The sequence below is a fragment of the Arthrobacter sp. T572 genome, from assembly GCF_056780115.1.
Genome location: NZ_JBRAZQ010000002.1, coordinates 2,061,272 through 2,075,883 on the forward strand (window position 1 = coordinate 2,061,272; position 14,612 = coordinate 2,075,883).

The 14,612-nt window shown below is 66.5% G+C and carries 13 protein-coding genes; 5 read left to right on the plus strand and 8 right to left on the minus strand.

What is annotated here, in order from left to right; all coding sequences use genetic code 11:
* Window positions 1-1,620 (minus strand): amidohydrolase, encoded by a 1,620-nt coding sequence (locus tag ACUYMZ_RS10725; RefSeq protein ID WP_481603254.1) that lies wholly within the window; start codon window positions 1,618-1,620, stop codon window positions 1-3.
* Entirely contained in the window at window positions 1,610-3,067 is a 1,458-nt protein-coding gene (locus ACUYMZ_RS10730) for an APC family permease (protein ID WP_481603256.1), read from the minus strand. The genes ACUYMZ_RS10725 and ACUYMZ_RS10730 overlap by 11 nt, the downstream gene beginning before the upstream one ends.
* Before the next feature lie 150 nt (window positions 3,068-3,217).
* Between ACUYMZ_RS10730 and ACUYMZ_RS10735 the strand changes: the two genes are divergently transcribed.
* The 3 genes from ACUYMZ_RS10735 (at window position 3,218) to ACUYMZ_RS10745 (ending at window position 6,895) form a co-directional block, all read left to right on the plus strand.
* On the plus strand, window positions 3,218-3,835 hold the full coding sequence (locus tag ACUYMZ_RS10735; RefSeq protein WP_426002529.1) for a TetR/AcrR family transcriptional regulator C-terminal domain-containing protein: 618 nt from the start codon (window positions 3,218-3,220) through the stop codon (window positions 3,833-3,835).
* Window positions 3,836-3,864: 29 nt separating this feature from the next.
* Entirely contained in the window at window positions 3,865-4,638 is a 774-nt protein-coding gene (locus ACUYMZ_RS10740; RefSeq protein ID WP_481603258.1) for a M50 family metallopeptidase, read from the plus strand.
* 163 nt (window positions 4,639-4,801) lie between these two features.
* A complete protein-coding gene (locus ACUYMZ_RS10745) occupies window positions 4,802-6,895 on the plus strand; it encodes an elongation factor G-like protein EF-G2 (RefSeq protein ID WP_426002532.1) in 2,094 nt (697 codons plus the stop codon).
* 27 nt (window positions 6,896-6,922) lie between these two features.
* Here the strand turns inward: ACUYMZ_RS10745 and ACUYMZ_RS10750 are convergent, their stop codons facing one another.
* Window positions 6,923-7,588, minus strand: coding sequence for an alpha/beta hydrolase family protein (locus ACUYMZ_RS10750; RefSeq protein ID WP_481603260.1), 666 nt, complete (start codon window positions 7,586-7,588; stop codon window positions 6,923-6,925).
* Between the two features lie 97 nt (window positions 7,589-7,685).
* Here ACUYMZ_RS10750 and ligD point away from each other — a divergent pair, with 97 nt between their 5' ends.
* Together ligD and ACUYMZ_RS10760 are read left to right on the plus strand one after the other, a co-directional pair.
* On the plus strand, window positions 7,686-8,720 hold the full coding sequence (ligD, locus tag ACUYMZ_RS10755; protein WP_426002534.1) for a non-homologous end-joining DNA ligase: 1,035 nt from the start codon (window positions 7,686-7,688) through the stop codon (window positions 8,718-8,720).
* Between the two features lie 160 nt (window positions 8,721-8,880).
* A complete protein-coding gene (locus ACUYMZ_RS10760) occupies window positions 8,881-9,888 on the plus strand; it encodes a serine hydrolase (RefSeq protein WP_481603262.1) in 1,008 nt (335 codons plus the stop codon).
* Window positions 9,889-9,921: 33 nt separating this feature from the next.
* On the opposite strand, the gene ACUYMZ_RS10765 is transcribed toward ACUYMZ_RS10760, so the two are convergent.
* The 5 genes from ACUYMZ_RS10765 to ACUYMZ_RS10785 form a co-directional block, all read right to left on the minus strand.
* Window positions 9,922-10,542, minus strand: coding sequence for an L-threonylcarbamoyladenylate synthase (locus ACUYMZ_RS10765; RefSeq protein ID WP_426002537.1), 621 nt, complete (start codon window positions 10,540-10,542; stop codon window positions 9,922-9,924).
* 21 nt (window positions 10,543-10,563) lie between these two features.
* Window positions 10,564-11,421: an ABC transporter permease gene (locus tag ACUYMZ_RS10770; protein WP_481603264.1), complete on the minus strand. Its 858-nt coding sequence runs from the start codon at window positions 11,419-11,421 to the stop codon at window positions 10,564-10,566.
* A complete protein-coding gene (locus tag ACUYMZ_RS10775; protein WP_481603266.1) occupies window positions 11,405-12,385 on the minus strand; it encodes an ABC transporter ATP-binding protein in 981 nt (326 codons plus the stop codon). Before ACUYMZ_RS10775 ends, ACUYMZ_RS10770 begins: the two co-directional genes overlap by 17 nt.
* 10 nt (window positions 12,386-12,395) lie before the next feature.
* On the minus strand, window positions 12,396-13,538 hold the full coding sequence (locus ACUYMZ_RS10780; protein WP_481603268.1) for a LolA family protein: 1,143 nt from the start codon (window positions 13,536-13,538) through the stop codon (window positions 12,396-12,398).
* An 87-nt stretch (window positions 13,539-13,625) separates the two neighbouring features.
* Complete coding sequence (locus ACUYMZ_RS10785; RefSeq protein ID WP_481603270.1) at window positions 13,626-14,537, minus strand: N-acetylglucosamine kinase; 912 nt, start codon at window positions 14,535-14,537, stop codon at window positions 13,626-13,628.
* Window positions 14,538-14,612 lie beyond the last annotated feature (75 nt).

Here is a 14,612-nt window from a genome sequence, read left to right on the forward strand (position 1 = left end):
CTATCCCAGACGGTCCATGATGGCCTGGATTTCTCCGTCCACAATCGTGGCCACCACGCTGCTGGCGCCGAGTGCATCCGGCTCTGCCGTGAGGGGATCCAGCTCGAAGGCGGTAAAGTCGGCCCGCTTGCCTACGGAAATGGAGCCTGACACGTCCCACAGTCCGGCCGCCCTGGCCGCATGCGAGGTGTAGCCTTCCAGCACCTGGAGGGCAGTCAGTGCCTGTTTCGGCGCGATGGGGGCCTGGTCGGGGTGGCCCGAGCGGCGCCGCAACCGGGCATCAGCCATGATCGGCAGCGGCTCGTAGGGCGCAATCGGCCAGTCGGACCCGATGCCCAGCGTGACTCCGGCATCGCGGAGGTCGCGGCATCGCCAGGCGCGGTCGGCACGGACCGGCCCCAATCGCGTGGACCAGTTATCGCTGTGGTCGGCCAGGGAAAAGTGGGTGCAGTGAGTGGGCTGCATGCTGGCGACCACCCCCGCGGTCCTGAACCTCTCCACCAGGTCATCGGGAACGGTTTCGATGTGCTCGATCCTGTGCACGGCACGCCGCAAGGTGTCGGAGGGGAGGGAGCCGAAAGCGTCCAGGACGTGTTTCACTCCGGCGTCGCCAATGGCGTGGGTGGCAGTCGGGATGCCCCGGGATGCGAAGAAGTGCACGGCCGCCGTGTACTCTTCCGGGCGCGGCCAGAACGGAGCAGTGGATTCGCCGTACAGGTCGGGTTCATGGAGCCAGGCGGTGCCATTGTCCACGGTTCCGTCGACAAACAGCTTGATCGCTTCCACGGACCACCGCCGCCCCCCGGTGCCGACTGTGCGTGCCAGCAGCTCCCAGTCGGCTTCCCCGGTGCCAGGCATGCACCAAGGGGCGGAACGCAGCCTCAGCGGCAGGTCGCCGTCGACTTCCAACGCCGCAAACAGTTCTGCCGAGTCCATGCTGTGGTCCATGATGTGTCCGCCGGTGAGCCCCGAGCGGGCGAAACCGTTGAGCAGTGCGGCCAACCGGGATTTCCGCTGGTCAAAGGACTCCTGCGGTATGTGGCGCTGGACCAGTTCCATGGCTGCGGCCTCAAGGAGCATTCCGGTGGGTGTGCCCTGCGCATCGCACACCACCTCCGCGGTCTGGTCGAACTCCCGCCTGCCGTGGACCCCGGCGATCTCCAGGGCCTTGGAGTTGGCAAGTGCGGAGTGACCGTCAAAGAGCCGTATCAAGGCGGGTTTGCCGTTGGAGACATCATCCAGCGCATCCCGGTGCAGGGGCGTGGGGCCAAACGCGTTCGGGTTCAGGCCCCAGGCGCGCAGCCAGCCACTGTCAGTGGACGCTTCCGCGCGGAGCAGTGAGCGCACTTCTTCCAGGGAGTCCGCCGCGCTGAGGTCGCACCCCACAGTGAGGTCCAACCCGAACACAGGATGGATGTGGCAGTCGACCAGGCCAGGGGAAAGCGTGGCACCGCCGAGGTCAAGGACCCTCGTGCCGTGGCTGCGCCATGCGGCGGCGTCGTCCCGGTCACCGACTGCGGTAATGACACCGGCACTGACAGCTACGGCCTGCACCGGGGACGTGGCGTCATGGTCGAGCGTGTGGACGGTGTCAGCGAGGACGATGAGGTCAGGAGTCATGCGTTTCAAAGCTTCCAATCCGGGTGAAGACGTGGGGGCGGTTTTTTCGAAGGCTGCGGGCGACCAGCAGGCCTGTGAGGAAAACAACGGGGGTGATCAGCAGGAGGATCGAGTTGGTCAGGGCATCGGCAAAGGTCAGCAGTTCGATATTGATGGCGATCAGCGCCACGACTCCGAACAGCAGGACTGCGGAGGCGATGCTCAGCGGGATCATCAGCCGGTTGGTGACCGCCGCAGGGTTCCGGCGCAGGTAGATGAAAGCGGCGACGGAAACCAGGCCTTGCAACGCCACGATGCCGACAATGCCCGGGGTGTTCACCCATATGAGCAACTGTTGGTAGGGGTCCGCGCCGAGTATCGCGCAGACGCTGATGACTGCCGCGGCAAGGATAGTCTGGACCTGGCCGGCACGGTGCGGCGACTGGTACTTGGGGTGCGTCTTTCCCAGGAAGGCCGGGAGGACGCCGTCCTTGGCGAGCATGTAGACGTAGCGGTTGATGGCATTGTGGAAGGCCAGCTGTGAGGCGTAGACACTGGTGACGATCAGGACGTACATCACTGTTTCGGCCCACGGGCCAACGTAGCGGTTGATCGTGGCGAAGAACATGCCATCAGCGAGTTCACCCGCGGCGGCCACGACGTCCCCGTCGCCGTAGGCCTGGATAACGGTCCAGACGATGAACGCGTAGAACACTGACATGAATCCGACGGCGACATACGTGGCCCGGGGCACTGACCTGTCCGGGTTGCGGGCTTCGCGGCGGTAGAGGACCGTGGATTCAAAGCCCATGAAAGCAGCAAAGCAAATGGCGAGGATCGCCAGCACGCCCGGGGTGAAGGCGTGGTCGGGGGAGAACGAAGAGAAACTGATTCCCGACGCCCCGCCGCGCGCGAGGATGGCCGCTCCCATGACCGCGAGGATCGCGGTCTCCGCCACGAGCAGGACCCCCAGGACCTTCGCCCCGACATCGATGCCGCGATAGCCCAGCAGCCAGACCAGCGCGATGGCGCCAAGGGCTACAGCCGGCCACGGGACGTCCAGGCCGAAGAGTGTCTTCAGCATCGCCTGGGTTTGGACGGCGAACAGGCCGTACACGCCGATCTGCAGGCAGTTGTAGGAAACAATGGCCAGGATCGCCGAAGCCAGTCCGACCGTCTTGCCCAAGGCCAGGGTGATGTAGGTGTAGAAGCCGCCGGCTGCTTTGACGTGCTTGGTCATGGCCATGAAGGCAATGGCGAAGACCAACAGTACGGCGCCTGCGGTGAGGTAGCCCATGGGGGCGCCAATGCCCCCGATGCCGATGGCTACCGGTGCCACACCGGCCATGACGGTCAGGGGGGCCGCGGCGGAGATCACCAGGAAGGCGATGCCTCCTGTGCCGATGGCATTTCTTTTCAAGCCGTTGTCGGCGTCGGCTGCCGGGGGACGGGTTTCAGTGTCAGACATGATGTCCTCAAGGGATGGGGGGAGATGTGTGAAGTTCCGCAGCGTTTAGCGAAAGCCTTTCGTTTTATCGTAGGGGTTTGTGATGCCGGGCACAATACCCCCGCCGGAAGAAATGGCTAGAGTCGTAACAACACCCTGATTGGAGAACCCATGCCCCGCCCCCCTGTGCCGCTCATTTCCATCGACGCCCTGGTCACTGCGGCGCTGGAACTGGTGGACGAGGCCGGCGATTTCAGCCTGCCGAAGCTTGCCAAGCGGATCGGCGTCAGCCAGTCGTCCATCTACAACCACGTCAGCGGCAGGGAAGAGATCCTCGAACTGATGCGGGGCCGCATCATCTCCGAAACCCCCTATGACCTTTCCGTCGCACCCGACTGGGAAAGTGCGCTGCGTGCCATCGTCCGCAGCTATCGCGACGCGTTCGCCCGGCACCCACGGCTGGCGCCGCTGCTCGTGCTCCAAACAGTCCAGGATCCCCAGGTGCTGGCACTCTACGAGAACCTCGCTGTCGCCCTGGAAAGGGCGGGGTTCCAAGGGCAGGACGTCGTCTCTGCCATTTCCACCATCGACAGCTTCGCACTGGGCTTCGCCCTGGATCTTGCCGCCCCGGATGTCGTTTGGGCGCCGCCTGCCCAGGGCTACCCAAGCCTCACCACGGCCCTGAACCATGCCGGCCCGCCGGATGCGCGTGGGGAAGCCGCCTTCGACTTCGGCCTCGAGATCCTGGTGGCAGGGCTTCGTGCCCGGCCGCGCTCCGCTGTCTCCTGACTCCCAGACTTGTTCCGTAGGATGCCACGGTGACAGTCACCGCAACACCCGGCACCCTGACCGATCCCACCGGCCTCCCGGCAGCCTGGTGGGAGGCGGTCATCCGAAGCTTTACCGAAACGCACACCACCGCGGTGCCGGCTACAGCCCTCCTTGGCATCATCGGCTGCGCCGTTGCCCTCAGCGTTCCACGCGCCACCTGGCGGTGGTTCGGGCTGTATGTGACCTTTGTCCACGAACTCGGCCATGCCTATGCCGCCCTCATGACCGGACGCTTCGTCCACAGTCTCCGCATCGGCCTGGACCACTCCGGCCGCCTGGTCAGCAGCGGCCGGGGCGCCTTCGGTGCGGCCTGGTCCGGCTTCTGGGGATATCCGGCGCCTGCTGTCGCCGGTCTTGCACTCATATGGGCGTTTACCGCCGGCAGGTCCGGCGCGGCCATGTCCATCGGCGCCATCGTCCTGCTGGTCTCCCTGGTCTTCCTCCGGAACGCCACGGGTATCCTCGTGGCTGTCGTCAGCGCAGCCGCCGCCCAGGCCTTGCTCCTTTTCGGCACTCCCGAGGTCATCAGCTACGCCATCATGGTCCTCGGCATAGCCCTGACCGTCGGATCGGTCCGCGACCTCCTGAAACTGGCAGGCGTCCATACCCGGCACCGGCACCGGCTGCAGGCATCCGACGCCTTTATCCTCGGCCGGACCACCGGAGTTCCGGCGTTCATCTGGCTTGCGGGCATGACAGCTGTGGTCCTCGCCTGCGCGGTCATGTCGGCGCTCTTCCTGTGGCAGGCGCTCGCGGCCTGAACCTGACCAACTGCCGCCGGAAGCCAGGGGCGACGGCGGCCTGCCGGATTGGGCACGCACCTGCCCTTGCCCTGTGGTCGCCTGAGGGTGTCCAATCCTTGTACACGTTCGAACCCCACGTTGTGGAAGCTACGAGCAGGAAACGACCCCCAGGAGGTTAGCCATGTCCTCGAAGGGCACGCGGGAATCAGCCAGGACGCCGGGGTCGCCCGACACGCGGAAGAGCGATAACGGTACGGCGTTGGCCTCCACGGACCCCGCCACCATCCGCAACGTAGCTCTTGTAGGGCACTCCGGGGCGGGTAAATCCATGCTGGTGGAGGCACTCCTGGCAGCCACGGGCGCGATCACCCGGATGGGCTCGATCACTGAAGGCACCACCGTCAGCGACTCGGACCCCTCGGCGATCCACCAGCAACGCTCAGTCTCCCTGTCGGTCGCGCCGATCATTGCAGGCGACACCAAGGTCAACCTCATCGACACCCCCGGGTACACAGACTTCACCGGCGAACTGCGCGCAGGGTTGAGGGCCGCTGATGCGGCCCTCTTCGTTGTTTCGGCCGTGGACGGCATCGACGGTGCCACCGTTGCCCTCTGGGGCGAGTGCGAAAAGATCCGCATGCCGCGTGCGGTGGTGCTCAGCAAACTGGACCATCCACGCGCGGACTTCCGTGCCGCCGTCGTGCGTTGCCAGGAAGCTTTCGGCGAAGCGGTCCTGCCGCTGTACCTGCCCGACCCGGGCGCCCCGGGCGAACAGCTTGCAGGCGTCCTCCACGGCACGGACAACGATGCCGCCATCGCTGAAGCCCGCGGACCGCTGATCGAGGGGATCATCGCCGAAAGCGAAGACGAAACACTGATGGACCGCTACCTCGGTGGCGAAGAACTGCCCCTGGCGGACCTCGTCAGCGACCTCGAAACGGCCGTATCCCGGGGCGCGTTCTTTCCGGTCATCCCCACCTCCGCTGAAACGGGACTGGGACTGCCGGAACTCATGTCGCTCTTTACCGATGCCCTGCCATCTCCGCTGGAACGGGTCCCGCCACCAGCCATGGCGCTGGACGGATCATCGCTGAAGAACCTGGACTGCGACCCGGCAGGGCCGCTGGCCGCAGAAGTGGTCAGGACTACGGTGGATCCGTTCCTGGGGCGGGTGTGCCTGGTCAGGGTCTTCTCCGGGACCCTTCGCGAGGACTCGCCAATCCACATCGGCGGTCGCGGCCTCGCGGACAGGGGGCACGAGGACCACGACAGCGATGAACGGGTCACCCACCTTTACTCGCCCGTGGGATCCAGCCTCAAAGCCGTACCATTCAGCATTGCCGGCGACATCTGTGCCATCAGCAAGCTGGCGGCGGCCGAAACGGGCGACACCGTGTCGGACCGGGACGCTCCGCTTCTGCTGGAAACCTGGAACATGCCCGAACCCCTCATGCCGGTGGCCATTGAGGGAGCATCACGCAGCGATGAGGACGCCCTGGCCAAAAGCATCGGAAAAATCGCGGCGGCGGATCCGACCCTGCGGGTGGAACGCAACCAGGACACGCACCAGCTGATCCTGTGGTGCATGGGTGAAGCGCACGCCGAGGTGGTGCTGGACCGATTGCGCGGCCAGGGTATCAAGCTGCAAACCGTGGACGTGGTCACTCCACTCAGGGAAACCTTTGCCGGCAAGGCAACAGGGCACGGGCGGCACGTCAAGCAGTCCGGCGGCCACGGCCAGTTTGCCATTTGCGACATTGAGGTGGAACCACTGCCGCGCGGCGCGGGGTTCGAGTTCGCGGACAGGATCGTCGGAGGCGTCATCCCTGCCACGTTCGTGGCATCTGTCGAAAAAGGCGTGCGCGCGCAGATGCTCAAAGGAGTCTCCGCTGGTTTCCCGGTGGTGGACATCAAAGTGACGCTGGTGGGCGGTAAGACCCACAGCGTTGACTCATCGGACGCAGCCTTCCAGGCAGCCGGTGCCCTCGCCCTCCGGGAAGCCGCCGCAGCAGCAACCATTCAACTGCTGGAGCCGGTGTCCGCCGTGGTGGTCAGTGTCCCGGACGAGTACGTCGGCACGGTCATGAGCGATCTCTCGGGCCGCCGGGGCCGGGTGACAGGCACGTCTGCAGCCGAAGCCGGCGACGGCACGGACGTCACCGCGGAGGTCCCCGACCAGGAGTTGCTGCGGTACGCCATCGAACTCCGGGCGCTGACTGCCGGTACGGGAAGGTTCCGCCGCAGCTATCTGCGGCATGAGCCTGCGCCCCGGTAGTGGTCCGGTGCCTGCCCGTTCCCCGCGTTAGCGGCTGGTCCCAAGGAACGCTGCCACAGCGGGGGCCAGCGAAGCCCCGGTCTCAGCAGCGCTGCGTTTGACACCCTTGACCGCGAACGAATGGTCCGCATCTTCACGCCACTGCAGTTCCGCCGTCGGGCCGATTCGGCTGACCACCGCTTCCAGCAGTTCCGGCGTTGCGAAAGTGTCGCGGGTGCCCTGCAGGAACAGCATCGGAACGGTGACGCCGTACAGGTGTTCATCGCGCAGTTTCTCCGGTTTTCCGGGAGCATGCAGCGGATAGCCCAGATACACCAGGCCCCGGGCGGGCATGCCCTCGGCAACGGCCATGGAGGCCATCCGCCCGCCGAAGGATTTACCCGCGGCCCACACCGGTTGATCTCCAGCGAACCCCGCTGCCGTCCGCATGACGTCCTGCCACGCCGCAATGGCGGCCGGTGGCCTGTCCGGGAACCGGCGTCCGGCTTCCCGGTAGGGGAAATTGAAACGCAGGGTGCTGACGCCTTCCCGGGCCATGGCTTCCGCGAAGCCCTGGAGGAACGGATGCTCCATGCCTGCTCCGGCCCCGTGGGCCACCACGAGCATGGCTGTGGACTGGTCCGGCTGCAGGTGCAGGGCGGAAACACTGGTGTCTCCCGTGGCGATGGTCAGGGCAGATTCGGTGACAGGCATGTATCCATCATGCTGCAGCGAGAGGCACCCGTGCGCCACGGACGCAAATGGGGCTGGGGTGCTGACGCGCGGGTGCGGTTCGCGGTAGCTTGTGCCCATGGCGAGCGAATCAACCACCATTTCCGTGCCCGGACCCCATGGCCCCAGGGAGGTACGGATTTCCAGTCCCGGCCGCGTGGTGTGGCCTGAGGCCGGAGTGACCAAGCTGGACCTGGCGCAATACCTGGTGGACGTGGGCGAGGCTTTTGTCGCGGCCAACGGAGACCGGCCCGTCAGCCTTCAGCGGTATTCCGGAACCATCGAAGGGGACATGTTCTTCTCCAAGAACCCTCCCAAGGGCGCGCCCGACTACGTGCGCTCGGTAAGCGTGGTGTATCCGAGTGCCCGTTCCCATCCCCAACTGGTGATTGACGAGCCGGCGGCAGCGGTATGGGCTGCACAAATGAACACGGTTGTTTTCCATCCGTGGGCCTCACGGGCCGGCAATTCGGACAACCCGGATCAACTGCGCATCGACCTTGACCCGCAACCGGGGACCGACTTCGACGACGCGATCCCGGCCGCCCTCGAACTGCGCTCCGTCCTGGAGGAAGCGGGCCTGACGCCGTTCATCAAGACATCCGGCAACCGCGGAATCCACGTCTATGCCCCGATCCACCCCAAGCATGAATTTCTGGAGGTCCGCCACGCCGTTATTGCCGCCGGCCGCGAGCTGGAACGGCGGATGCCGGACAAGGTCACCACGGCATGGTGGAAGGAGGAACGCGGCAGCAGGATCTTCGTGGACTTTAACCAGGCCAACCGCGACAGGACGATCGCCGGGGCCTACAGTCCGCGGGCAGTTCCACAGGCACAGGTGTCCTGCCCGCTGGCCTGGGACGAGCTGGAGAACGCCGATCCCGCCAAATACACCATCATGACCGTTCCCGAGCGGCTGCGGACCGTTGGCGATCCGTGGGCTGAGATGCACCGCAGTCCAGGTGATATCGACGTCCTGCTGCGGTGGTGGGAAAGGGACGTGCAGAGCGGGCAGGGGGAAATGCCGTTCCCGCCGGAATTCCCCAAGATGCCCGGTGAACCCATGCGGGTCCAGCCCAGCCGGGCGCGCAAGCCGGAGGAACCGGCGGGGTAGCACGGGAGGCGGCATGCCACGGCGGGAACAGCACGGCCTACCATCCGGCCTCACCGGATGCCTGGTGCTTGCCGCCGGCAGCCTGCTCACAGCATGCATTCCTGCTCCTGGACCGGCCCCGCCGCCTCCCACCTCCATGGTGTCGACGCCGGCTTCTGCTGTGCCTACCCTTCCAGGAACGGAGTCCTCGCTGGCGGCGCCCACCCCGTCCACGTTCGGCGTACCGTCCCCTGACCCGGCCACCGTACCGCCCGCTTTCCGGGAGCTCCAGGCCGCGATGGAACTGTACAGCCGCGAAATGGTCGGCCAGGGGGCAAGTGCCGTCCTGATCGAGGCGAAGGTTGGCGGGCAGGCCTGGTCGCACACCGCCGGAACACGGACGTTGGGCGGCGCTGCCGCGGCGCCGGGTGATCCCGTCTTCATCGGCGCCGTGGGCCGCAGCATGCTGGCGGTCCTGGTGCTGGCCCTTGTGGAGGAGGGGCTGGTGGTGCTGGACCTTCCCGTGGCAACCTACCTGCCGGAGCTGTCAGGGACGGTGGCGGGCGGCCGTTCCGTCCGGGAGGTGCTGGGGCGGAAACCGAGCTCCTTGGATCCGTCGGACCAGGGGTACCGGATCCTCGGCGTGCTGGTGGAGCGGCTTCGGGGTGCGGGCCTGGCCACCGTGCTGGCACGGGACATCGGGGAACCCCTGGGCCTGCGTTCCTTCCCGGTGTCTGCGGGGGCCAATCCGGACACCCTGGTCCACCGGTACGTCCTGGTGGACGGCGACGCCTCGGATGTGACGGCGCTTGCCGGTCCAGGCGAAGGGGAACCACGGATTGCTGCCGGGGTGGCGGACCTGAACTCCTTCTACGCAGGGCTGCTGGAAGGCAGGCTCCTGGAACCGGCGAGCCTGGTGGAGATGAAGGGCCCGCTTCCCGGCGGCTACGGGCTGGGACTCGACCAGTGGGATGACCGGTGCACCAACGGCTCCTACTTCGGCCATGCCGCCGACCTTCCGGGCGGAGGAGTGGTGTCCATGAGCAGTGCCGATGGCAACAGGCAACTCACGCTTGCCGTGAGCTATCCACCGGCGGCGCAGGGCACGCAGCCATCCGCGCTCACCCTGGAATTGATGGGGTTGGCGCAGGTGGCGCTGAACAGCGGGTGCCGCTTCCAGTTCCGATGACTCTTTATGCCGCGGGCCGGAACCGCCCGTGGGTCACTCGAACCGGGAGGGGTCTCCGGTTCCCCGGCGCACTACCTCGGCGACTCCACTGGAGAAGTCAATCACGGTGGTGGGCTCAGAGCCGGTGTCGCCGGAGTCGATGACTGCATCAACCTCATGGTCCAGGCGCTCCTTGATCTCCCAGCCCTGGGTGAGCGGTTCGTCCTGGTCGGGGAGGAGGAGCGTGCTCGAGAGCAGCGGTTCACCGAGTTCCGCCAAGAGTGCCTGCACCACCTTGTGATCCGGGATCCTTACCCCGACCGTCTTCTTCTTGGGGTGCAGCAGCCGTTTGGGGACTTCACGCGTTGCGGGCAGGATGAACGTGTAGCTGCCGGGAGTGACGGCCTTGATGCTCCTGAAAACATCGTTGTCCAGCATGACGAACTGGCCCATCTGGGCGAAATCCTTGCAGACGAGGGTGAAGTGGTGTTTGTCGTCCAGGTGCCGGATGGTCCGGATCCTGTCCAACGCTTCCCGGTTGCCTACTTGTGCCCCCAGCGCGTAGCAGGAGTCGGTGGGATAGGCGATCAGTCCGCCGTTCTGCAGCATATTGACTACTTGCCCGATCGCACGGGGTTGTGGATCCTGCGGGTGGACGTCAAAGAATCTGGCCATGGAAAGAGCCTACGGCAACGCCTAGGACAAGATGTCCTTTCCCCCGAAACGGCCATACGCCAGCGCGCCGCAGACCGCGACGTAGCCCGCCTGGAGCACGGCATTGTCGAGGAACGAATCCCAGGAGACCGGTTGGCGCAGCAGGTCGGCGAAGCCCAGCCAATGGTGGCTGAACAGCCACGGGTGCAACCACTCAAGCTGCGGAAGGTTGTCGAGGACCTGCGACACGACCGAGAGCACCACGGTGGCGGCCATGGCTCCCACCGGTACGTCCGTGAAGGTCGAGATGAGCAGCCCGATCGCGGACAGGCCCAGCAGTGAAACGGTGATGTAGGCGGCCACCAGCAAGGACCGCAGCAAGGATTCGACCTCGCCAATGGTGTCGCCGGACAGCAGGGTCACCGGCCCCACCGGGAAAAGCACGACGCCGGCCAGGGCACCTGCTGCGACAACCGTCACCGTTGCGGCAATGCAGAAGGCGACAGCCCCGGCGTACTTCACGGCCAACAGCCGGATCCGCCCCGCGGGGGCCAGCAGCAGGTACCTCAGGGTGCCCAGGTTCGCTTCCCCCGCGAGCGTGTCACCTGCCACCACTCCCACCGTCAGGGGCAGGAACAGTGGCACGCACACCACCAACGCCGTGATGGCCACGAACAGCCCGTTCTGCGTGATGCGGTCCAGGAACAGCGGTCCCCGCCCGGGCGCTGCCGGCCGCGCCGACAGCTTGACGGCCACGGCGATCAAAACCGGAACGGCTGCCAGCGCCAGGAGGATGGCCCACGTACGGACCCTGCGGAACAAGACGGAGAGCTCGGACGCCAGCAATGCCCACCCGGCGCCCGGACTGGTCCGCGGAGAAGCGTCAACCGACAACGTCAAACCCCTCTCCGGTCAGGGATACGTAACGTTCCTCGAGGCTGGGGGTCTCAACGGCGAATCCCCTGACCCGGACCCCGTCCTCTACCAGCGCCGCAACGATCCTCTCGGGTTCCATGCCGTCCAGGCCCGTGCCCACAACGGCACCGGCGTCCTGGCCTCCACCCGCTCCATGGCCTGGGCCGGGTACCAGCCCCAGGCGGGCCAGGACACCAGCGGCCCGGTCGGCGTCGGGAGTCTTAACCACAACATGTGGCTGGCCTGCCGCCCGGAGCTCATCCAAGCGGCCCTGGGCTACCAGCCTGCCCCCGCGCATGACCCCTGCATGGGTGCACATTTGTTCGACTTCGGCCAGCAGGTGGCTGGAGACAAAGACCGTGGTCCCGCCTGCGGCGAGGGAGCGTACCAGGCTGCGGACTTCACGGGTACCTTGGGGATCAAGTCCATTGGTGGGCTCGTCCAGCACCAGCAGTTCACGGGGCCTCAGCAAGGCGTTGGCCAGGCCCAGCCGCTGCTTCATGCCCAGGGAGTAGGCGCGGACCTTCTTGCCTGCGGCGTGGGTCAGGCCCACCCGGTCCAGTGCCTCTGCCACCCGCTTGCGCCGCGTGGACGCTGACGCGTGCCTGTCGGCCGAGTCGAGCCGGACGAGGTTGCCGGCACCGGTAAGGAACGGATAGAAGCCCGGTCCCTCCACCAAGGCGCCCACCCGTGGCAGCACCGTGGCCAGGTCGCCGGGCATGTCCCGGCCCAGAACCCTGATGCTTCCCTGGCTGGCGCCGGCCAACCCCAGCAACATCCGGATCGTGGTGGTTTTGCCCGAACCGTTGGGCCCAAGGAATCCAAAGACAGCACCATACGGGACCGCCAAATCCATGCCGTCCACGGCTGCCCGGTGCCGGAATCTCTTGGCCAGCCCGTGGGTTTCAATGGCCAGGCCGGCTCCGGCTTCGGGGGAAAGGGCCGTCATGGGCCCGGGGTCATTCAGCTGCTGCGGCTGTCTCCAGCCGCTCCAAGGGAACCATGCCCGCATAGATACGCCCATCGTCCAGGAACAGGACGTTCACGAGGGCGGTGGTGAGGGCCCGGCCACCGGCCACCGGTTGCAGGGCCTGCGCAAGCTGCGGCGAGGCCGCCACCTCAGGCGGGACAACGCCTGCCGGGAAGACCGCTATCGCGTCCCAGCCCCTGCCGGTCACGCTGGGACCGTGCTGTGCCGGCGCCGGCTCATCCGGGCCAGGCGAGGGCAGGGCGGGTACGGGTTGGTCGGGCAGGGGTTTGGCGGGCAGGAGCTTGTCGGGCAGGGGTTTGGCGGGCACCGCCTGCTCCGTCACTGCGGCCCCGGGCGGGGGAGTGAAGAGGAACAAGCCCGGGTCGGGGACGGCGAGGTCAAGGGCAGTGTAGGCCAAGGAATACGCAGGTTCGGTCTGGCCTTTGGCACGCACCTCGACACGCAACGGGAGTCCGGTTTCAGAGTCGACAGCAATGGATACGGACTCCACCAAGGTTCCCGCACTGCGCGGGATCAGTGTCACCTGGTAGGCGCTGCGTCCGGCCACCGCCACGTCGTCGGCGACCCTGACTTCAGTGGAAGGATCGATCGCTGCCAGGAAACGGTCCGCCATGGATTCCGGGGTTTCCATGACGGTGTCGCCGGGATCATGGGAAGCGTGGTCTCCGGCTTGGGGGAGGGTCAGGTGGGTCGCGCTGTTGTCGCCCGAATCATAGAACCAGATGTCGCGGCCGTTGACCACCACGTCCCGTTCGGCCATACGCTCCATGACCTGGAACCGTGCCTTGCCCGGCGCGTCAACAAAAACGCGGAACTCATGCGAACCCGTCAGCAGGTCAAGGGCTCCGGCCGCACCGGTAGCAGCCCCGGGGCCGGTCGCCGGAATCTCCGGAAGCCCCAGCGCAGCTTCCTGTACCACGGTGCCGGAGAGGGCCCGCACCTCGGTCCGGGCGACCATGGCCAGGATGTCACTGGCCGACTTGGGCGGAAGGGACACCGTGGCTCCGGCCGTGAGCGATCCGGCGAGCACCGTTATCGCCACAGCAAGGGGGACAAGGAAGGCAGGCAACCATCGCCGCCGCGCCCGCGTCATCGCTACCGGCCACCGCATGTTTCAGGCATAAATCCAGAGTACTCCGGTGCCCGGCAAGGGTCACCGGCTTCCCGCGTCACGGCATCCCGGGAAGTGCAGCGATCTTCAGCTTTGGATCAACCGGCGGGCAAGCTTCACGGCGCCGTGCACGGGAGCCTCATCCAGGATCCTGATGCCCGAAGGATCCTCCAGCGCAACCTTCCGTGCCACTGCTCCAGCCAGCTGGGGCTGGTTAACCAGCAACGCTCCGGCCATCACGAGCGGCAGGTCCAGCCCAAGTTCCCCCAGGACCTGCCTGGCCAGTGTCGCGAGCGAATGTGCAGCCTCGGCCTGGATGCGGACTGCGGCGGGATCACCCTCTGCCGCGAGGTCCAGCACCAAAGGCGCAAGTCCGGCCCAGTGGTCAGGCTCCGGCCGTGCATAGAAAAAGTCCATCAGTTGCAAGGCGTCGGCGCTTGCCGTAGCTGCCATGATCGCCTTGACCAGTGGGCCTGGTTCGAGCCCGGCGTAGTACTCGCGCAGGGCCTCACGGACCGAGTCCCGGACCACGGAGTAGCCGCCGCCTTCGTCGCCGAGCAGGTATCCGTAGCCACCGGCCCGGGCTTCGCGGCCGTCCCGGCTTCTTCCCCACGCCACGGAACCGGTTCCAGCCACAACTACGGCGCCGGCGTCGAGGTCCGCGGCGGCGAGGACTATGCGGGTGTCATGGACGACGTCGATCACGGCCCCGGGAAAGTGCTCCGTGAGCAGTGCAGTCAACACAGCCCGGCTGGCAGGCGTGTCCGCACCGGCGGCGCCCATGCAGACGGCACTGATGCCCGGACCGACAGCGGCAGCGATCCGCCGGAGGACGGCGTCGGCGCCCTGGTGGCCCACCGAGGACAGATTGGCTCGGGCTTCGGTGATTTCCACGGCGCCGCCGTCCTCGCCGTCATGGTTACCGGAGGTGTCAAGCCCGGCCCTGACGGCGTGGGTCTTGGATCCGCCGATGTGCAGTCCAAGGACGGCCGGACTCATAAGACGACCACCTGGGTGGCATGGCGGTGCATTGCTCTGGGCATGGGGCATCCTTCCGCTACGGGGCAACTCCGA